The 20,008-nt window shown below is 37.4% G+C and carries 18 protein-coding genes and 1 pseudogene; 10 read left to right on the plus strand and 9 right to left on the minus strand.

Annotated elements, in window-relative coordinates:
- Nucleotides 1-57 precede the first annotated feature (57 nt).
- Entirely contained in the window at nt 58-963 is a 906-nt protein-coding gene (gene birA / locus HMPREF2644_RS07375) for a bifunctional biotin--[acetyl-CoA-carboxylase] ligase/biotin operon repressor BirA (RefSeq protein ID WP_042593485.1), read from the minus strand.
- Nucleotides 964-1,092: 129 nt separating this feature from the next.
- On the opposite strand from birA, the gene guaB reads away from it, so the two are divergent.
- The gene (gene guaB / locus HMPREF2644_RS07380; RefSeq protein ID WP_070828358.1) at nt 1,093-2,559 is read left to right on the plus strand and encodes an IMP dehydrogenase; all 1,467 of its coding nucleotides are present in this window, start codon (nt 1,093-1,095) and stop codon (nt 2,557-2,559) included.
- A 109-nt stretch (nt 2,560-2,668) separates the two neighbouring features.
- Nucleotides 2,669-4,240, plus strand: coding sequence for a glutamine-hydrolyzing GMP synthase (guaA, locus tag HMPREF2644_RS07385; protein ID WP_005656137.1), 1,572 nt, complete (start codon nt 2,669-2,671; stop codon nt 4,238-4,240).
- 61 nt (nt 4,241-4,301) lie between these two features.
- Here guaA and rarD read toward each other — a convergent pair whose 3' ends face one another.
- Nucleotides 4,302-5,192 carry an EamA family transporter RarD gene (rarD, locus tag HMPREF2644_RS07390; protein ID WP_070828359.1) on the minus strand — a complete coding sequence of 297 codons (891 nt, stop codon included), beginning with the start codon at nt 5,190-5,192 and terminating at the stop codon, nt 4,302-4,304.
- A 119-nt stretch (nt 5,193-5,311) separates the two neighbouring features.
- Here rarD and HMPREF2644_RS07395 point away from each other — a divergent pair, with 119 nt between their 5' ends.
- On the plus strand, nt 5,312-5,773 hold the full coding sequence (locus HMPREF2644_RS07395; RefSeq protein ID WP_005648788.1) for an Lrp/AsnC family transcriptional regulator: 462 nt from the start codon (nt 5,312-5,314) through the stop codon (nt 5,771-5,773).
- 38 nt (nt 5,774-5,811) lie between these two features.
- Here HMPREF2644_RS07395 and nhaA read toward each other — a convergent pair whose 3' ends face one another.
- The gene (nhaA, locus tag HMPREF2644_RS07400; RefSeq protein ID WP_005660593.1) at nt 5,812-7,014 is read right to left on the minus strand and encodes a Na+/H+ antiporter NhaA; all 1,203 of its coding nucleotides are present in this window, start codon (nt 7,012-7,014) and stop codon (nt 5,812-5,814) included.
- 187 nt (nt 7,015-7,201) lie between these two features.
- Between nhaA and brnQ the strand changes: the two genes are divergently transcribed.
- Complete coding sequence (brnQ, locus tag HMPREF2644_RS07405) at nt 7,202-8,512, plus strand: branched-chain amino acid transport system II carrier protein (RefSeq protein ID WP_005648793.1); 1,311 nt, start codon at nt 7,202-7,204, stop codon at nt 8,510-8,512.
- A 107-nt stretch (nt 8,513-8,619) separates the two neighbouring features.
- On the opposite strand, the gene nanQ is transcribed toward brnQ, so the two are convergent.
- Complete coding sequence (nanQ, locus tag HMPREF2644_RS07410; RefSeq protein ID WP_005660595.1) at nt 8,620-9,087, minus strand: N-acetylneuraminate anomerase; 468 nt, start codon at nt 9,085-9,087, stop codon at nt 8,620-8,622.
- Between the two features lie 26 nt (nt 9,088-9,113).
- Nucleotides 9,114-9,560 (minus strand): glycosyltransferase family protein, encoded by a 447-nt coding sequence (locus HMPREF2644_RS07415; protein ID WP_005660599.1) that lies wholly within the window; start codon nt 9,558-9,560, stop codon nt 9,114-9,116.
- A gap of 272 nt (nt 9,561-9,832) precedes the next feature.
- Between HMPREF2644_RS07415 and pnp the strand changes: the two genes are divergently transcribed.
- From pnp to HMPREF2644_RS09325, 5 genes are all read left to right on the plus strand, one after another.
- The gene (pnp, locus tag HMPREF2644_RS07420) at nt 9,833-11,962 is read left to right on the plus strand and encodes a polyribonucleotide nucleotidyltransferase (RefSeq protein ID WP_005660601.1); all 2,130 of its coding nucleotides are present in this window, start codon (nt 9,833-9,835) and stop codon (nt 11,960-11,962) included.
- A gap of 81 nt (nt 11,963-12,043) precedes the next feature.
- Nucleotides 12,044-12,988: a lipoprotein NlpI gene (nlpI, locus tag HMPREF2644_RS07425; RefSeq protein ID WP_005694062.1), complete on the plus strand. Its 945-nt coding sequence runs from the start codon at nt 12,044-12,046 to the stop codon at nt 12,986-12,988.
- A 119-nt stretch (nt 12,989-13,107) separates the two neighbouring features.
- Nucleotides 13,108-14,949, plus strand: coding sequence for a DEAD/DEAH box helicase (locus HMPREF2644_RS07430; RefSeq protein WP_070828360.1), 1,842 nt, complete (start codon nt 13,108-13,110; stop codon nt 14,947-14,949).
- 117 nt (nt 14,950-15,066) lie between these two features.
- Nucleotides 15,067-16,515 (plus strand): membrane-bound lytic murein transglycosylase MltF, encoded by a 1,449-nt coding sequence (gene mltF / locus HMPREF2644_RS07435; protein WP_070828361.1) that lies wholly within the window; start codon nt 15,067-15,069, stop codon nt 16,513-16,515.
- Nucleotides 16,516-16,519: 4 nt separating this feature from the next.
- The gene (locus tag HMPREF2644_RS09325) at nt 16,520-16,672 is read left to right on the plus strand and encodes a hypothetical protein (protein WP_005648810.1); all 153 of its coding nucleotides are present in this window, start codon (nt 16,520-16,522) and stop codon (nt 16,670-16,672) included.
- Between the two features lie 133 nt (nt 16,673-16,805).
- Here the strand turns inward: HMPREF2644_RS09325 and HMPREF2644_RS07440 are convergent, their stop codons facing one another.
- The 3 genes and pseudogenes from HMPREF2644_RS07440 to arsC all read right to left on the minus strand — a co-directional run bounded on the left by HMPREF2644_RS07440 (nt 16,806) and on the right by arsC (nt 17,786).
- The gene (locus HMPREF2644_RS07440) at nt 16,806-17,102 is read right to left on the minus strand and encodes a DUF5377 family protein (protein WP_005648811.1); all 297 of its coding nucleotides are present in this window, start codon (nt 17,100-17,102) and stop codon (nt 16,806-16,808) included.
- Between the two features lie 19 nt (nt 17,103-17,121).
- Nucleotides 17,122-17,368, minus strand: a pseudogene (locus tag HMPREF2644_RS07445) (alternative ribosome-rescue factor A).
- Nucleotides 17,369-17,435: 67 nt separating this feature from the next.
- A complete protein-coding gene (gene arsC / locus HMPREF2644_RS07450) occupies nt 17,436-17,786 on the minus strand; it encodes an arsenate reductase (glutaredoxin) (protein WP_005648814.1) in 351 nt (116 codons plus the stop codon).
- Nucleotides 17,787-17,864: 78 nt separating this feature from the next.
- Between arsC and HMPREF2644_RS07455 the strand changes: the two genes are divergently transcribed.
- Nucleotides 17,865-18,914 carry an AI-2E family transporter gene (locus HMPREF2644_RS07455; RefSeq protein ID WP_005656162.1) on the plus strand — a complete coding sequence of 350 codons (1,050 nt, stop codon included), beginning with the start codon at nt 17,865-17,867 and terminating at the stop codon, nt 18,912-18,914.
- A gap of 113 nt (nt 18,915-19,027) precedes the next feature.
- On the opposite strand, the gene secF is transcribed toward HMPREF2644_RS07455, so the two are convergent.
- Nucleotides 19,028-20,002 (minus strand): protein translocase subunit SecF, encoded by a 975-nt coding sequence (gene secF, locus HMPREF2644_RS07460; RefSeq protein ID WP_005656163.1) that lies wholly within the window; start codon nt 20,000-20,002, stop codon nt 19,028-19,030.
- Nucleotides 20,003-20,008 lie beyond the last annotated feature (6 nt).

Below are 20,008 nucleotides of genomic sequence, written 5' to 3' on the forward strand. Positions count from 1 at the left end.
GGAAATATAAACATTTTATTAAAAAGTGCGGTTAGAATGGTCAAACTTTTATTGCTATTATTTCTTACGTAATGAAACTTCTCCACCATTAAACATCTGAATTTTATTGCCACATAATACTTTTAAATAACCGCGTTCATCTATGCCTTGTTCAATACCTGAAATAACGCCTTGCTCAGTAAGCACATTTACTTCACTATTTGAAAACGCATTATATGATTGCCATGCTTGTTCAAATTCCTCATCAATACCATTTTGCTCAAAGATATTTAAACGTGTATATAAATGTTGTATAAGTTTGGGTAATAAAGTTTGTCGCTCTACATCAGGATCAATTTCACACACTTCCGCATAAGGCTGACTAATTTCTGTTTGTTTTGACAACGACACATTAATACCTATGCCAATCACTAAATTGAGCATGCCATTTTTATGATTAGCAATTTCAACTAAAATGCCACCTAACTTTCTTTCATCAAACAAAATATCATTTGGCCATTTCACTTGTACATTTAGCACTTCCGCAATCGCCAAACCGATGACTAAACTTAACCCCTCAATTGATTTTTTAGGATCAAACGTCCAATAAAAACTAAACATGATTTGCCCAGCAAAAGGCGATAACCATTGGCGACCACGCCGACCGCGCCCTGCAGTTTGATATTCAGCCACACAAAGATCGCCTTTTTTTAATGAAAGAATATTTTGTAGTATCCATTCATTTGTAGAGGAAATTATCGGCTGATAATGGATGCCATAAGGAAAAAGTGCGGTTGAAATTTGCTGAGGATTTAATAAAGGAAGCATTGGCACTAAGCGATAATCTTGTCCATCAACGAGAATATCCAAACCAATTTCACGTAATTGTTGAATATCTTCCTCTAGATTTTTAGAAAATTTTTCCAATTCAGACCGCACTTTTGTCTGACAATCCGCTAAATATGTCAATAACGTAAAATTCATCATTCATCCCTTATGGCAAATAGTATGAAAATCATAGCATAAATCCTAAAATTTCGTTTTCAAAATAAAGTGAAATCTGTATAATCTCGTTGCAATATTTTTTAACTTCAACTTAGCGAGAATATTGCAATGTCATTACGCATTAAACAAGAAGCCCTTACTTTTGACGATGTTCTACTTGTCCCAGCTCACTCAACTGTGCTTCCAAATACAGCCAATCTTTCAACCAAACTCACTAAAGAAATTCGTTTAAATATCCCAATGCTTTCAGCAGCAATGGATACCGTAACTGAAACCAAACTTGCGATCTCTTTAGCACAAGAAGGCGGTATTGGCTTTATTCATAAAAATATGACGATCGAACGCCAAGCAGATCGTGTTCGTAAAGTAAAAAAATTCGAAAGTGGTATCGTTTCTGAACCAGTAACTGTTTTACCAAATTTAACGCTTGCCGAACTTGCTGAAATGGTGAAGAAAAACGGATTTGCGGGCTACCCTGTTGTAGATGGGGAAAATAACTTAATCGGTATCATTACTGGCCGTGATACACGTTTCGTAAAAGATTTAAGCAAAACTGTTTCACAAGTAATGACAAAAAAAGAAGACTTGGTTACCGTAAAAGAAGGGGTGAGTCGCGAAGAAATTTTGGAATTAATGCATCAACACCGTGTTGAAAAAGTATTAGTGGTTAATGATAGTTTCAAACTTAAAGGTATGATTACCGTTAAAGACTTCCAAAAAGCAGAACAAAAACCAAATGCGTGTAAAGATGAATTTGGTCGTTTACGTGTCGGTGCGGCTGTAGGTGCAGGTGCTGGCAACGAAGAACGTATTGATGCATTAGTGAAAGCAGGCGTAGATGTACTATTAATTGATTCTTCTCACGGTCACTCAGAAGGCGTATTACAACGCGTTCGTGAAACTCGTGCAAAATATCCAAATTTGCCTATCGTTGCAGGTAACGTAGCAACGGCTGAAGGCGCAATTGCATTAGCAGACGCAGGCGCAAGTGCTGTAAAAGTAGGTATTGGTCCTGGTTCAATTTGTACAACTCGTATTGTAACTGGCGTAGGTGTTCCACAAATCACGGCTATCGCAGATGCAGCGGCGGCATTAAAAGATCGTGGTATTCCAGTTATTGCTGACGGTGGTATCCGCTTCTCTGGCGATATTGCAAAAGCCATCGCTGCAGGTGCAAACTGTGTAATGGTTGGCTCGATGTTCGCGGGTACAGAAGAGGCTCCAGGTGAAATCGAACTTTATCAAGGTCGTGCATTTAAATCTTACCGTGGTATGGGTTCATTAGGTGCCATGGCGAAAGGTTCATCAGACCGTTATTTCCAATCGGATAACGCGGCAGATAAACTCGTACCAGAAGGTATCGAAGGCCGTATTCCATACAAAGGTTACTTAAAAGAAATCATCCACCAACAAATGGGTGGCTTACGTTCCTGTATGGGCTTAACTGGCTGTGCAACGATTGATGAACTACGCACCAAAGCAGAATTTGTTCGCATTAGCGGTGCAGGCATTAAAGAAAGCCACGTTCATGATGTTGCTATTACTAAAGAAGCACCGAACTATCGTATGGGCTAATCTTTAAGGTGGGCTTTAGCCTGCCTTTTGCTGTTTAAAGTGCGGTTGGTTTTTGCAAAGTTTTAAATAATATAAACCGCTTACACTATCAATAATAAGAGCATTATAAATGACAAATATCCACAATCACAAAATCCTGATCCTCGACTTCGGTTCACAATATACTCAACTGATTGCACGTCGTGTGCGTGAAATCGGTGTGTACTGCGAACTTTGGGCTTGGGATGTAACCGAACAACAAATCCGTGAATTTGCTCCAACGGGTATCATTCTTTCTGGCGGTCCTGAAAGCACAACTGAAGAAAATAGCCCGCGTGCACCTGAATATGTATTTAATGCTGGTGTACCAGTATTAGGCGTTTGCTATGGAATGCAAACTATGGCGATGCAACTTGGCGGCTTAACCGAAACGTCTGATCACAGAGAGTTCGGCTATGCTTCCGTTTCTCTTGAAAATTCCACCGCACTTTTTGCAAATCTTAACGATAATTTAACCGCTTCTGAGCCAAAATTAGACGTTTGGATGAGCCACGGCGATAAGGTAACGCGCTTACCAGAAAACTTCAAAGTAACTGGCACAACGCTAACCTGCCCTATCGCAGCAATGTCAGACGAAAGCCGTCGTTTCTACGGTGTGCAGTTCCACCCTGAAGTAACGCATACTAAAAAAGGCTTGGAATTATTAACCAACTTCGTAGTAAACATCTGTGGTTGCGAAACCAAATGGACAGCAGAAAACATTATCGAAGATGCCGTTGCTCGCATTAAAGAGCAAGTGGGCGATGATGAAGTGATTTTAGGCTTATCTGGTGGTGTGGACTCTTCTGTGGTTGCATTACTTTTACACCGTGCTATCGGCAAAAACTTACACTGCGTATTCGTAGATAACGGTTTGCTTCGCTTACACGAAGGCGATCAAGTCATGGAAATGTTTGGCGATAAATTCGGTTTAAACATCACTCGTGTTGATGCTGAAAGCCGTTTCTTAGGCGAACTTGCTGGCGTATCTGATCCTGAAGCGAAACGTAAAATTATCGGTAAAGTATTTGTTGATGTATTTGATGATGAATCGAAAAAACTCACTAATGTGAAATGGTTAGCCCAAGGTACGATCTACCCTGATGTGATCGAATCTGCAGCAAGCAAAACTGGTAAAGCACATGTGATTAAATCACACCACAACGTAGGTGGCTTACCAGACTATATGAAACTTGGCTTAGTTGAACCTTTACGTGAATTATTTAAAGATGAAGTGCGTAAAATCGGTTTGGCATTAGGCTTACCAGCTGAAATGATCAACCGCCACCCATTCCCTGGCCCAGGCTTAGGTGTGCGTGTATTAGGCGAAGTGAAAAAAGAATACTGCGATTTATTACGCCGTGCGGATGCGATCTTTATCGAAGAATTACGCAACAGCGGTTGGTATGAAAAAACCAGCCAAGCCTTCAGCGTATTCTTACCAGTGAAATCTGTAGGCGTAATGGGCGATGGCCGTAAATACGATTGGGTTATTTCCCTACGCGCGGTAGAAACCATCGATTTTATGACCGCTCATTGGGCACATTTGCCTTATGATTTATTAGGCAAAGTGTCTAACCGTATCATCAACGAAGTGAATGGCATTTCCCGCGTCGTATATGACATCAGCGGAAAACCACCAGCGACAATCGAGTGGGAATAGAAAATCTCTATTTCAGATAATTTCTAATTATTTCAGTAACTTTAATAAGTGCGGTTAATTTTCACCGCACTTTATTTTTGTTTAAAAGCCCTTCTATGCCAATCACAATGAGACTTAACCAAATAGGCACATAAGTAAAATAGTCGCTTGTGGTTATTTGATTATCTAGCACAAAGACAGCTATTAAAAAAAGCAATATGGGTTCAATATAACTCAACACCGCAAAAATACTAACTGGAATTTGTTGGCTTGATTTTAAGTTGGCTGAAAGCGAAATCGCACTCACAATACCAAGTGCTGGTAGCAATAACCAATAACGATATTCTTGCGTAACCAAAGAAAGCGTATCGCTTTGAGAAAGAATATAAATAAAACAAGGAATCGAAATTAAAATAATATCCAATGTAATTCCTTGTAGAGCAGGGATTTTCATCCATTTACGGCTTAGATAATAAAATGGATAAACCGTACAAACCCACAAGCTTGTCCATGAAAAACTTTGAGTGTGCCATAATTCATGTGCAACACCGCAGGCAGCCAGTAAAAGCGCGATTTTCTGAATAAATGATAAGCGTTCTTTTAACCAAGCCCATCCTAAAACAGCCATAATCAGCGGAAAAAGAAAATATCCCATTGCAATATTTATCCCTTCGCCATTTAGCGGCGCCCACATAAAGAGCCAGAATTGACTTCCCGCATCTAGTGTCCCCAGTAAAAATAAAACCCAACGCGTCCAACTTTTTCCTAAAGTTGTCGTAATAAGAGGCAAAAGAGAGCGGCAGCCAATAGTCGGGAATAAAATTAAAAGTAACCCAAAGATCATGGTCAGCATACGCCACGCAAAAACATCCGTTCCGCTAAGTGGTTGGAGCCATATACTAAATAAATACAATATGCCAAATAAACATTGTGAAAAAATGCACAATAATACACCTTGAGTAACTACTTTCATTTTGAACCTCATCTCATCAATGTGATTATTATAAAATCCCAAGACAATAAAAAATCTCAACTTTATTTTTTATTGTGATAATATTTTTCTCGATAGTTACATTTTTGAGAAATTATCTTATGCAAACACTGGATAAATTAGATCGTCATATTTTGAATGTATTACAACAAGATGCCATGATTCCGTTAAAAGAACTGTCAGAGAAAGTGAATAGTTCCGTTGCAACCTGTCAACGACGTGTGCAATCATTAACTGATTCAGGCGTTATTACAAAACGAGTTGCAGTTGTTTCCCCAAAAGCCGTTGGGCGTACGATTAGCGTATTTGTCATGGTCGAAATGGATAATCAACATTCTTATTATCAAGAGCAATTTGAACGGAAAATGCGTCAAGAAGACGAAGTGGTAAGCTGTTACGAAATCTCAGGGGACTATGATTTTATGTTGCTACTCCATGCAAAAGATATGGAAAGCTATCACGCATTCACACGCCGAGTATTGACGGGTGAATTTCATGTAAGAACTTATAAAAGTTTATTTGTAATGAATTTTACCAAAGCAGATAGTGGAATTATCTTATAGAACAAGTGCGGTAAATTTTTACCGCACTTTGTGTATGATTAACTTAGTTTTGTCGTCTGTTTTAAGAATAAATAACCAAGTATTGCCGAAACAGTTGATCCAAGTAGAATACCTAAACGAGAAAGAGTATTGACACTTTCCCCCGCATTAGCATCAAACGCAAGGCTTGCTAAGAACATTGACATCGTAAAACCGATTCCACATAAAACCGCAACAGCAAAAATTTGTTTAAAATTAATTCCATCTGGTAATTTAGCTAATCCCAATTTAACAGAAAGATAACTAAATCCAAATATACCGACTGGTTTACCAATAATTAAACCGCTTGCTATAGCCAATAATAATGGCGACGAAATCATATTCACATCTATGCCAGCAAAACTCACACCAGCATTGGCAAATGCGAAAAGTGGTAAAATAACGAAAGATGACCAAGAGGATAAAATATGCTCGAAATCATCTAATGGGCGTTCTCCTTTTTTACCTTTCAATGGAATGCTAAAACCAATAATAACGCCTGCTAAAGTAGCATGCACACCAGACTTTAATACGGAAGCCCATAAAATTGCACCTACGACCATATAAGCGCAAAGTGCGGAAACTTTGAAACGATTTAGTAATATCAGCACAATAATTGCCACGGCAGAAAAAATTAGTGCTTGTACACTCAATCCGTGCGAGAAAAATAATGCAATAACAACTATCGCACCGAGGTCATCAATAATAGCAAGGGCAAGTAAAAATATTTTCAGTGGAAGTGGCACTTGTTTACTCAATAACGCCATAATTCCCAGTGCAAAAGCAATGTCTGTTGCCATTGGAATTGCCCAGCCATTAGCTAAACTTGGATCTTGTTTAGCGATAAACCAATAAACTACAGCCGGTATAACCATTCCGCCAATAGCTGCAATAGCAGGGAAAATAGCTTGCTGATAGGTAGAAAGCGCGCCTTCAAATAATTCTTTTTTGACTTCCATTCCCACTAATACAAAAAACACCGCCATAAAACCATCGTTAATCCAGTGAATTAAGGTTTTATTAATTGAGAAACTACCAATTTGTAAACTTACAGGCAAATTTAAAAAATCATTATATTGGTTGCTTAACGGCGAATTAGCCAGCAACATCGCAACAACAGCTGAAAAAAGCAATAATATACCGCCAGCAGATTCTAATTTAAAAAAACGTTGGATCAGTTTTATCACATAAACCCCTTTAAAAATACATAGCAAAAAATTCACAAAGGAAGCATCCTAGCATATTTTCGAAGTTAAAGGAAAAAGTGCGGTAGATTTTGTCGGGATTTTTAGCGAATTGTCGATAAAATGCCATATATTGTGACAAAATTCACATTTTTAATTTTACGCAATAGAGATTTTATCTACTTTGTAGTAGAATGCGGACCTTTTATTTTTAGAATCAAAAACTATGTTTTCACGCAAAGATATTATTATTTTAGGAATGATGATCTTCGCCTTATTTTTAGGTGCGGGTAATATCATTTTTCCGCCTATGGAAGGATTTTCCTCAGGACAACATTGGACGAGTGCTTCCTTAGGCTTTGTTTTAACTGGCGTTTTAATGCCATTTATTACGCTTGTTGTGGTAGCGATTTTAGGTCGTGGCGAAGAACTTACTAAAGATTTACCAAAATGGGCTGGCACAGGTTTCCTCGTTATACTTTATTTAACCATTGGCTCTACCTTTGCAATGCCCCGCATCACTAATGTTGCTTATGAAATGGCGTGGTTGCCTTTAGGCTTAACAGAAAATAATGCGAATGTTCGTTTTGTATTCTCACTAATTTTTAACTTAATCGCGATGGGCTTTATGATTAGCCCAAATACGATCATTTCAAGCGTGGGTAAATTTATGACACCAGCTTTATTAGTGTTACTTATTGCTGTGGCAATTACCGTATTTATTTCGCCTTTATCTGAAATTCAAGCACCAAGTAATGCTTATGAAAATAGCCATTCTTTATTAATCGGCTTAACCAGTGGTTATCAAACCATGGATGTACTTGCAGCCATCGCTTTCGGTGGAATTGTCGCCCGAGCATTATCAGCGAAAAATGTGACAAAAACCAAAGATATTGTGAAATACACCATTTCAGCCGGATTTGTTTCTGTCATTTTACTCGCCAGTTTATATTTTTCGCTTTTCTATCTAGGTGCAACTAGTGCTGCAGTTGCAGAAGGGGCAACGAATGGTGGACAAATTTTCTCTCGTTATGTAAATGTCTTATTCGGTTCAGCTGGGACTTGGATTATGGCGGGTATTATTGTATTAGCGAGCTTAACAACACTTGTTGGTGTAACTAGCGCATCTGCTGATTATTTTTCAAAATTCTCTGTGCGTTTTTCTTATCCATTCTGGGCCGCACTTTTTACCGCAATGACAATCACTGTTTCACAATATGGTTTAACGGATCTACTTCGCATAACGATCCCAGCTTTGTTATTAATTTACCCAGTAGCTATTGTGCTTGTTTTATTGCAATTCTTACGAAAAAAACTTCCATCAATAAAATTTACATACAATAGTACATTGCTCGTTACGGTTTGTTTTAGTTTATGTGACAGCTTAAATAACGTTAAAATGTTACCAGAAAGCATCAATTCATTATTGAAACACTTCCCTCTTTCATCTGAAGGAATGGCTTGGTTGGTTCCGACTTTAGTAATGTTAGTTGCAAGCATTTTTATTGGAAAAGCATTGCATAAAACCCATTCTTAATCTCACAAAGTGTTTTATTTATCAGCCCTGTGCCGTAAAACTCCGTCCTTCAGGGCGGAGATATAAGGCACAGGGCTGATAAATTTCTAACCGCACTTTTTCAAAAATTAAATTAATTTAACAGGTACTTTTACGACTAATTTTTTAATTTTTTCTGTTTTTCCATTCACTACACAGCAAGGCTTGTGCGGTTCATAAGGATAGAATACAGCGAACATTTTTGGTTTCATTGTGACGGTGAATTTATCATCAATATCTGCACAAAGTTGATAATCATCCGCTTCGTTGTAATCTTCATACTTAGATAAATTCGGATAGGTTGCGCCCACTTCGATATTTTCCGTGCCACGAATAAGCACTTGTACATCTAAGTATTCATGATGTAATTCTGCTTTTTTACTGCTTGGTTCTGCAGTTTCTGGTTCCATTACGTTCATATAAATTTGATCGTTAATATCATGGCGACCATTCTCTAACGCATTCAAATCTAACGTATTTAAATAATCACATACTTCAGCAATCACTTTTGGCAAACCAACTTTAAAATTTGGGTTGGTTAAACTGCTAATAATCATAGAATTTTCCTTATAGTGGATAAAAGTTACACTATGATACCAAGTCGGTTAAATGAAATAAAGCCACCGATTACATCATCTCTCTTGATTAATCCAATTAGCTCTTGTAGTACCGAGTGAAAGAGAGCAAATATTTGCCAACTTATTGACGCATAAAGTCTAAACAATGAAATTACGGCATTAACACAAGCATTTTCAGAAAAAATATTATCAAGAGGCTTATGAGGACCTGTAAAATGAAAAATAACAAGAGAAATATCAAGAGTATTAATTGAAATCATATGAACTAATTGTAATGTTGAATAGCGTTTAGCAAAATAAAGTTGAAGATCATTTTGCCACGATTCAGAAATATCTCCTGTATGTAAAATAAAAACAGAGAGATTTTCATTGTGCATTAATAAAGATTTCAGTGTGATTTCTACATAAGGAAGATAATTAGCATCACTAGCCATCATTACATTATATTTCATATAAAAGAACCTAATTTCAGAGAGAACAATCAATTTTTAGGAGGAAAATACTGTCGAAACAATGATAAGAAGTTGGTAATGTGAAATAAAGTTAGCCATTAAAGCCAAACATCCTGTATAATGCACGGGCTTTATTTTCTACATTAGCGTGCGGCTATCAAAAGAAATTTTTAAACGCCCAAAGTGCGGTCATTTTTTCGAAAGATTTCTTTTGCTAGTCGCAATCTGGGAAATAAGGCATTGTTTTTAATATAAATTTTAAGGAAAACATTGTGAATCCAATTGTTAAACAATTTAAATACGGTCAGCATACCGTTACTCTAGAAACTGGCGCGATTGCACGTCAAGCAACGGCTGCGGTTATGGCAAGCATGGACGATACCACGGTATTCGTGACTGTTGTTGCTAAAAAAGATGTGAAAGAAGGTCAAGACTTCTTCCCATTAACCGTAAACTACCAAGAGCGTACTTATGCAGCGGGTAAAATCCCAGGTGGTTTCTTCAAGCGTGAAGGTCGTCCATCTGAAGGCGAAACTTTAATTGCACGTTTAATTGACCGTCCAATTCGTCCATTATTCCCAGAAGGTTTCTTCAATGAAATCCAAGTTGTGGCAACTGTGGTTTCTGTAAACCCACAAATCAGCCCTGACTTAGTGGCAATGATCGGTGCTTCTGCAGCATTAACCTTATCTGGCGTGCCTTTCAATGGTCCTATCGGTGCAGCGCGTGTTGGTTTTATCGACAACCAATTCGTATTAAACCCAACTATGGCTGAACAAAAACAAAGCCGTTTGGACTTAGTGGTTGCAGGTACTGACAAAGCCGTATTAATGGTTGAATCTGAAGCTGATATTTTAACTGAAGAACAAATGTTAGCGGCAGTCGTATTCGGTCATCAACAACAACAAGTTGTGATTGAAGCAGTCAAAGAATTTGCAAAAGAAGCGGGCAAACCACGTTGGGATTGGGTTGCTCCACAACCAAACACAGATTTAATCAACAAAGTAAAAGCGATTGCTGAAGCACGTTTAGGCGATGCATACCGCATTACTGAAAAACAAGCTCGTTACGAACAGATCGATGCGATTAAAGCGGATGTAATTGCGCAAATCACAGCTGAAGATGAAGAAATCAGCGAAAGTAAAATCGTGGATATTTTTACCGCACTTGAAAGCCAAATCGTGCGTGGTCGTATCATTGCAGGCGAACCACGTATTGATGGTCGTACCGTTGATACTGTTCGTGCATTAGATATTTGCACTGGTGTATTACCACGTACTCACGGTTCTGCGATTTTTACTCGTGGCGAAACGCAAGCATTAGCTGTTGCAACCTTAGGTACCGAACGTGATGCACAAATCATTGATGAATTAACGGGTGAACGTCAAGATCACTTCTTATTCCATTATAATTTCCCTCCATATTCTGTAGGCGAAACAGGTATGATCGGCTCGCCAAAACGTCGTGAGATCGGTCACGGTCGTTTAGCAAAACGTGGTGTAGCGGCTGTTATGCCAAGCCTTGCAGAATTCCCGTATGTTGTGCGTGTAGTATCTGAAATCACTGAATCTAACGGTTCTTCTTCTATGGCATCTGTATGTGGTGCGTCTTTAGCATTAATGGATGCAGGCGTTCCAATCAAAGCTGCTGTTGCAGGTATCGCAATGGGTTTAGTGAAAGAAGAAGAGAAATTCGTGGTGCTTTCAGATATCTTAGGTGATGAAGACCATTTAGGCGATATGGACTTTAAAGTAGCTGGTACACGCGAAGGTGTAACCGCCCTTCAAATGGATATCAAAATTGAAGGTATCACCCCTGAAATTATGCAAATTGCATTAAACCAAGCGAAAAGTGCACGTATGCACATTCTTGGTGTCATGGAACAAGCAATCCCAGCTCCACGTGCGGATATTTCAGATTACGCACCGCGCATCTATACAATGAAAATCGATCCTAAGAAAATCAAAGATGTGATTGGTAAAGGTGGTGCAACAATCCGTTCACTAACTGAAGAAACTGGTACATCAATTGATATTGATGACGATGGTACAGTGAAAATTGCTGCAGTAGATAGCAATGCAGCGAAAAACGTAATGGGACGTATTGAGGAAATCGTTGCAGAAGTTGAAGCTGGCGCAATTTACAAAGGTAAAGTCACTCGTCTTGCTGATTTTGGTGCATTCGTCGCAATCGTTGGAAATAAAGAAGGTTTGGTTCATATTTCTCAAATTGCTGAAGAGCGTGTAGAAAAAGTTAGCGATTACCTTCAAGTGGGTCAAGAAGTAAACGTAAAAGTTGTTGAAATCGATCGTCAAGGTCGTATTCGTTTAACAATGAAAGACTTGGCTCCAAAACAAGAAACTGAAATTAACCAAGAAGATCCTGTCGAAGAACAGGAATAATCTTGGAATATAGAATCAAAACTTGGTAGCATTCGCTGCCAAGTTTTGTTGTTTTCCAACTTTTAGGCATAAAGAAAGCAAATGCGGTGTTTTCGCTTATCTCGCCATTTTATAGTCTATTTATTTAGCTTATGTGCGATCTTACTCCTTGCTGGCTGTGTTCAGTCTAGGGGCGGTTTTGTGTCTAAAAATCATGTCGTGTTGGCTGAACAAAACCCGAATACTCACTTTGAACAAGAAGTGATGATCGTGCGATTAAGCCAAGTACTACTGGTTGGAAAAATGAGTAATGAAGAACGTGCATCGCTACATTTTGAACGTGGCGTACTCTATGATTCTCTTGGATTATGGGGACTTGCTCGTTATGATCTTACTCAAGCCCTTGCATTACAGCCGAAAATGGCATCTGTGTACAATTACTTAGGGCTTTATTTATTGCTTGAAGAAGATTATGACGGCGCATTGGATGCTTTCAATACGGTGTTTGAATTAGATTCAGGTTATGACTATACCCACCTTAATCGTGGTTTAAATTTTTATTATGTAGGGCGCTACCATCTTGCTCAGCAAGATTTCTTACAGTTCTACCAAGCCGATAAAAAAGATCCCTATCGTGTCTTATGGCTATATTTGAACGAACAAAAATTAAAACCACAAGAAGCCCAAACAAACCTTGTTGAACGAGCAAAAGGGCTATCAGAGGACTTCTGGGGTACACACATCGTTCAATATTACTTAGGACACATCTCTGTAGAAGAATTACAACAACGTGCAAGTGAATTTGCCGAAAATTCACAACAATATGCTGAAATTCTCACAGAAACCTATTTTTATCTAGCAAAACAAAAACTCAATGTAGGGCTAGTAGATGAAGCAGCAGCTTTATTTAAACTAGCCATGGCAAATCAGGTTTATAACTTTGTTGAGTATCGTTTTGCCGCGTTTGAACTCATGAAATTAAAACCGGTTCAAACAGAAGACGAAAAAGAAGAGAAAAGTGCGGTAACAAAAGCGATTGTTTTCTAAAAATCAATCCAAAACTTACCGCTCTTTGCAGTAGAACGAATAGAAAAATTCATTCGCTCTGCTCAACTTAATAAACCGAAAGCCCGTTGAGCTTTCCTTATTTATATTCGAGTATTTTAATGACTGACAAAATTACTTTTAATGACTTAGGCTTACCTGAGTTCATCTTAAAAGCTGTTTCTGACTTAGGTTTTGAAACACCTTCTCCAATTCAACAATCTTGTATCCCACATTTGCTCAATGGCAATGATGTGCTAGGTATGGCACAAACGGGTAGTGGTAAAACCGCTGCCTTTGCACTGCCTTTACTCGCGCAAATCGATCCAAGTGAAAAACATCCACAAATGTTAGTGATGGCACCTACACGCGAACTTGCTATTCAAGTTGCCGATGCGTGCGAACTATTTGTTAAATATGCACAGGGCACTCGCATTGTTACCTTATATGGTGGCCAACGTTATGACATCCAACTTCGTGCATTAAAACAAGGCGCACAAGTGGTTGTGGGTACACCAGGCCGTATTCTTGACCATATTCGTCGCAGAACATTAAATCTTTCTGAACTTCGTTTTATCGTATTAGATGAAGCCGATGAAATGCTACGCATGGGTTTCATTGATGATGTAGAAACCGTCATGGCAGAATTACCAGAAAATCATCAAACTGCGTTATTCTCTGCAACAATGCCTGAACCGATCCGTCGTATTACGAAACGTTTTATGAATGATCCACAAGAAGTGAAGATCAAAGTGAATAACGAAAATGCCCCAGATATCGACCAAAGTTGTTGGTATGTACACGGCGTGCGTAAAAACGAAGCTCTTCTTCGTTTCTTAGAAGTGGAAGATTTTGATGCAGCGATTATTTTTGCTCGCACTAAAACTGGTACTTTAGACATTACAGAACTACTTGAAAAAAATGGTTTCCGTTCTGCCGCACTTAATGGCGATATGACACAACAATTACGCGAACAAACCCTCGATCGCTTACGTAACGGCAGTTTAGATATTGTTGTGGCAACCGATGTGGCTGCACGCGGTATTGATATTGAACGTATCAGCCTTGTGGTGAACTACGACATTCCGCTTGATGCAGAATCTTATGTACACCGAATTGGGCGTACTGGTCGTGCTGGTCGTTCTGGTCGTGCTTTATTATTTGTTGAACCTCGCGAGCGTCGTTTACTTCGTAATATTGAACACCTAATGAAAAAAGGTATCAATGAAGTAGAATTGCCAAATCATCTTGTGTTACAAGAATGCCGCCGCAAAAAATTTGTCGCCAAAATTACGAAACAACTCGAGCATCACGATTTAGAACAATATCGTAGTTTATTAGAAGACTTATTCACAGCCGATCAGGATCAAGAAGATATTGCTGCAGCAATGTTAATGTTGTTACAAGGTAAACAAAAATTAATTCTTCCACCTGATCCGCCAATGGAAAAACGTCGTCGTGAACGTAATGAATGCGGTGATCGCCGTGAAAATCCACGTTCAGCTGAACGTCGTGGCGAACGTAAAGGCTACGGAAATCCACGACCAATGGATTTATATCGTATCGAAGTCGGTCGTGCAGATGGTGTAGAAGTTCGCCATATCGTTGGTGCAATTGCTAATGAAGGCGATATTAACAGCCGTTATATTGGTCATATTAAACTTTATGATGATTACACTACCGTTGAATTGCCACAAGGTATGCCGAAAGAATTATTGCAACAATTCGGAAAAACACGCGTATTGAATAAACAAATGCAAATGTCTTTCTTAGGCGCAGTAAAATCCGATAATTCCCGTGGCGGTGATGATTTTAACGGTAAACGTAAAGGTCGTGGTGGCGATTTCCGTGGAGAGCGCGGACGTGAACGAGGCAATGATAATCGTGGCAATCGTAAATTTAATGAAAAAAGTAACCGCACTTTTAGCGACAAACCACGCCGTGATCGTAGATCATCATTCTAAAAATAAATCGTCTGATATTTTACATACACTTAGCCCCTTGAACCTCAAGGGGCTTTTTATTGCCTATAGTGAAAGTTTTGGCTACAATCCCATAACTTTTTTATATAGGAAAAATCATTGAAAGGTCTTTTTTTACGTATTATTACTGCTCTAGCGTTATTATTTTGGGCTATTGATATGGTGTTCCCATGGCAATTTTTACGTCATACTGAAGAAAATCATTATACTGCAATTCAAGCTAGGGGATCACTTTATGTAGGAACAATAAATAACCAGATTTCTTATTTTATTAATAAAGATAGCGAACGAGGCTTTGAATATGAATTAGCCAAAGCATTTGCTGATACTTTAGGCGTAGAACTCGAAATGAAAATTTTCGATAATCAAGAGCAGTTATTTGATGAACTTGATAAACACAATATTGATTTAGCTGCCGCCCACCTTTTATACCATCCTAAAAATGCAGAACGTTTCCAAATAGGTCCTGCATATCATTCTGCTTCATGGCAATTAGCTTATCGAAAAAATGAAAATCGTCCTAAAAATTTAGGTAACGTAAAGAAAGATATTTATATCTCAAATAATTTAGCATTAGAAGAAACGCTAAAAGAATTACAAAAACAATATCCACAATTAACTTGGAAAAGAAATCAAGCACTTACTCAAGAAGAACTATTACTACAACTGGCTGAAGGCAAAATTCCTTACGTTATTGCAAATTCTATTGATATTGCTGCAATTCAACAAATCAAACCAGAATTAGCCATTGCCTTTGATATTACTGATGAAGCAAACGTTCACTGGTATTTACCCAATAGCCCCTACCGCGATCTACAAACGGCTTTACTCAATTTTATGAATAATGCCGAAGAAACGGGACTTTTAGATAATTTAAAAGAAAAATATTTAGGACATATTTCACAATTTGATTACGTGGATACGCGCTCTTATATGAACGCAATTGAAAATACCCTGCCACAATTCTCACCGCTCTTTGAAAAATACAAAGGTGAATTAGATTGGCGACTACTCGCAGCAGTGGCTTATCAAGAATCTCATTGGAATCCTGACGCAACATCGCCAACTGGAGTACGTGGCATAATGATGCTCACCAAAAATACCGCACAACATATGAAAATCAGTGATAGAACAGATCCTGAACAAAGTATTAAAGCTGGTTCAGAATATTTACACTGGTTGATTAGTCAGCTTCCTGAAAGCATTGAAAAGGAAGAAAGAATTTGGTTTGCCTTAGTTGACTATAACATAGGACTCGGTCACTTAATTGATGCACGCCGTTTAACTCAAAATCTTGGAGGAAATCCAGATAATTGGCTCAATGTGAAAAAAAATCTGCCTTTATTAGCAGAAAAACGCTATTATTCCCAACTGAAATACGGCTATGCAAGAGGCTATGAAGCCTATCAATATGTAGAAAATATTCGCCGCTATATGAATAGCATCGTAAATTATCATCGAGTCCAAGAAAATCAAACAACGAATGATAATGCCAACAACGAAAGTGCGGTTAAAAATTTAGAAGAAATAAAAGAAAATAAGGATTAATAAAATGTTAAAACGTAAAACTTTTCTTAAAAAGAAAGCTAATTTACAACAAAGTTCTTTATCACGTAATCTACGTTTAAGACGTTTAAAACACCGCAAACAACAACAATTTTCGAGACATTCATTACAATTTGTCGTACAAGAAATTTGTTGCTAAGTAATCTATTTTTCTTATCAAAATAAAGAAAAAATAACCGCACTTTTTTATGTAATTTATATCATTAAAGTGCGATCTTTGTTTTACAATAATCGTAAAATATAGTGTGAAATTTTATAGATTAATCAATATTTTATTCTAATTTTATCCCTAAGTTTCCAATTTTCACACCGACTAGACCAATCGAGACGGGATCAAAATAATCCCCTAAAAATTTGAACAATTCATTTAACTCTGTAAAAGAACGCTGAATTTTTATTTGATCCTCCACTTTACGCACAAATTCATAGCGTATGTTATTTTCTTCAAAATAAGCTGTTAGAGTTAAATAAATCGTTTCAAAGAAATGGCTTTTGGCCCCCTCCTCTCCGGGATCACTAATACGCACATTCCACGTATTATTAAGTAGAATTTGAGGCTGTTTTGACATATTTTACTCCTTGCTATTTTTAACCTAAGAAAAACCCGATTATAAAGTTTCTGTAATCAAAAAAATTTATAATCGGGCTTTTCAAATATTTTCCCTGGGTGTTTCGCCTTACGTTGGTAACTGCCTTTCCCTTTACGTTTTTTCTCAACACGCTGACGAAATAATTTATCGCCTAGCAATGCCATCACTGCATTATCTTTTATCACGCCTCGAGTGTGCAAATAAACGGTTTCATTTTCAACCGCACTTTTTTGTTTCTTTCTCATAAATTTTCCTTAAAAAAGCCGCGGAAGGATTTCCACGGCTGGTGTATTATACATGCAAACGTTTAAATTACAAAATCTCAAGTACAGTTTCTGGCGGACGCCCGATTTTAGCTTTATCGCCATTAATAACAATTGGGCGTTCAATAAGTGCTGAATGTTCACTCATCGCTTTAAATAATTCTGCTTGAGAAAGATCTAAATTATCTAAATTTAAGCTTTTATATAGTTCATCTTTCGTGCGCATCATTTGGCGAACATCATCAATTCCTAATTTTTTGGCAATGCTTTGTAATTCATTAACGGAATACTGCTTTTGCAAATACAGTTCAATAATCGGCTGAATACCTTTATTTTCTAATAATGCTAGCGTTTCACGGCTTTTTGAGCAATGTGGGTTGTGATAAATAATAACAGACATAGGATTTCCTCTTAGTAGCTATAAACACTGTAAATTTTAACTTATAATGGCAAAAAAATACTTATAGGAAAAGAAATTATGCTAGAAATGTTAAAAAGCTGGTACTCTCGCCGTTTAAGTGATCCTCAAGCGATGGGACTATTAGCAATATTATTATTTGGCTTTATCTCCATTTATTTTTTTGGAGATTTAATTGCGCCTTTGTTGATTGCTCTAGTACTATCCTATTTACTTGAAATGCCAATCAATTTTTTAAATCAATATTTAAAATGCCCAAGAATGTTAGCGACAATTCTTATTTTCGGTAGTTTTATTGGTCTAGCAGCAGTTTTCTTTTTGGTATTGGTGCCAATGTTGTGGAATCAAACTATTTCCTTATTAAGTGATTTGCCCGCTATGTTTAATAAATCTAATGAATGGCTACTCAATTTACCCAAAAATTATCCTGAACTTATTGATTATTCAATGGTTGATTCTATTTTCAATTCTGTGCGAGAAAAAATCCTTGGTTTTGGCGAATCTGCTGTAAAACTTTCTTTAGCCTCTATTATGAACTTGGTTTCTTTAGGGATTTATGCCTTTTTAGTGCCATTAATGATGTTTTTTATGTTGAAAGATAAATCAGAACTTTTACAAGGGGTAAGTCGATTCTTACCAAAAAATAGAAATCTCGCATTTAAAGTATGGAAAGAAATGCAACAGCAAATTTCTAATTACATTCACGGAAAATTATTAGAAATACTGATTGTCACTTTAATCACTTATATTATTTTCTTAATTTTCGGGCTAAATTATCCACTCTTATTGGCTTTTGCGGTGGGTCTTTCAGTTCTCGTCCCCTATATTGGCGCAGTTATTGTCACGATTCCTGTTGCATTGGTTGCTTTATTCCAGTTTGGAATCAGCCCAACATTTTGGTACATCATTATTGCTTTTGCTGTAAGCCAACTTTTAGATGGAAATCTCCTTGTGCCTTATTTATTTTCTGAAGCCGTCAATTTACATCCACTAATTATTATCATTTCAGTATTAATTTTTGGCGGTTTATGGGGATTTTGGGGTGTATTCTTTGCCATTCCTTTAGCCACTTTAGTAAAGGCCGTAATAAATGCCTTACCTCAAGATTAAATAATCTTTGAATTTTAAGTACTTTATTTAATTAGAGATTTATATAAATAAAAAATAGTTAATCGTAAATTTTCGATTAACTATTTTTTTAATTTATTCTAAAAGTAAATCAACTAAGGTAATTCATCAATTTCTTTATCTACTTTAGGTGGGATCATATGTTCACGACGTAAACCAACATCGTATGCAATGGCGATGGCAACAAAAATCGAGGAATAAGTACCAAATCCAATACCTACGAGTAAAGCAAGTGAAAAGTTATGAATGGAAGGACCACCAAAGAAGAACAATGCCATCACGACAACTAATGTAGTAACCGAAGTAATGATAGTTCTTGATAAAGTTTGCGTTAAAGAAATATCAATAATATCAATCGTATCCAATCGTCTAATTTTTCGGAAATTTTCACGAACTCGGTCAAATACCACAATACTATCGTTGATGGAGTAACCCACCACAGATAAAATCGCTGCGACAAAAGTAAGATCAATTTCAATTTGTAATGCAGAGAATACCCCTAGCGTAATAATTACGTCGTGCGCAAGAGAAGCGATACTGCCAAAGCCTAAACGCCATTCAAAACGTGACCCCACATAAATAAGCACCATTGCTAATGTCGCTAAAGTCGCATATACCGCACCTTGTGCTAATTCTTCACCAACATTTGGGCCAACGAACTCAATACTGCGAATTTGAATGTCTTTATCTACATTCTGTAGCATACTTTTGACGTGTTCACCAATGGTAGAATCATTATTACTTGCAGGTAAACGAATCATCACATCCTGAACCGATCCTGTGGTTTGAACAACTGGACTTTCAATTCCATTTTCGTGAAGTTTACTACGAATTTGTTCAAGGTTAGCGGACTGCGAGAAGTGAGTATCAAATACCACTCCACCAGTAAAATCTAAGCCCCAGTTAAATCCTTTGGTAATAATAAAAAATAGAGAAATTACCATTAAAAGTGCGGATAATATATAACCCCATTTACGCACTTTCATAAATTCAGTCAATGGGAACGGGAGCTTTATCCCATTGATTTCACGGATAAAATGTCCGTCTTTATCTTTTGTAAAAAGTTTCATCATTTC

This window comes from Haemophilus sp. HMSC071C11 (genome assembly GCF_001837655.1).
GTDB classification, from domain to species: domain Bacteria; phylum Pseudomonadota; class Gammaproteobacteria; order Enterobacterales; family Pasteurellaceae; genus Haemophilus; species Haemophilus influenzae.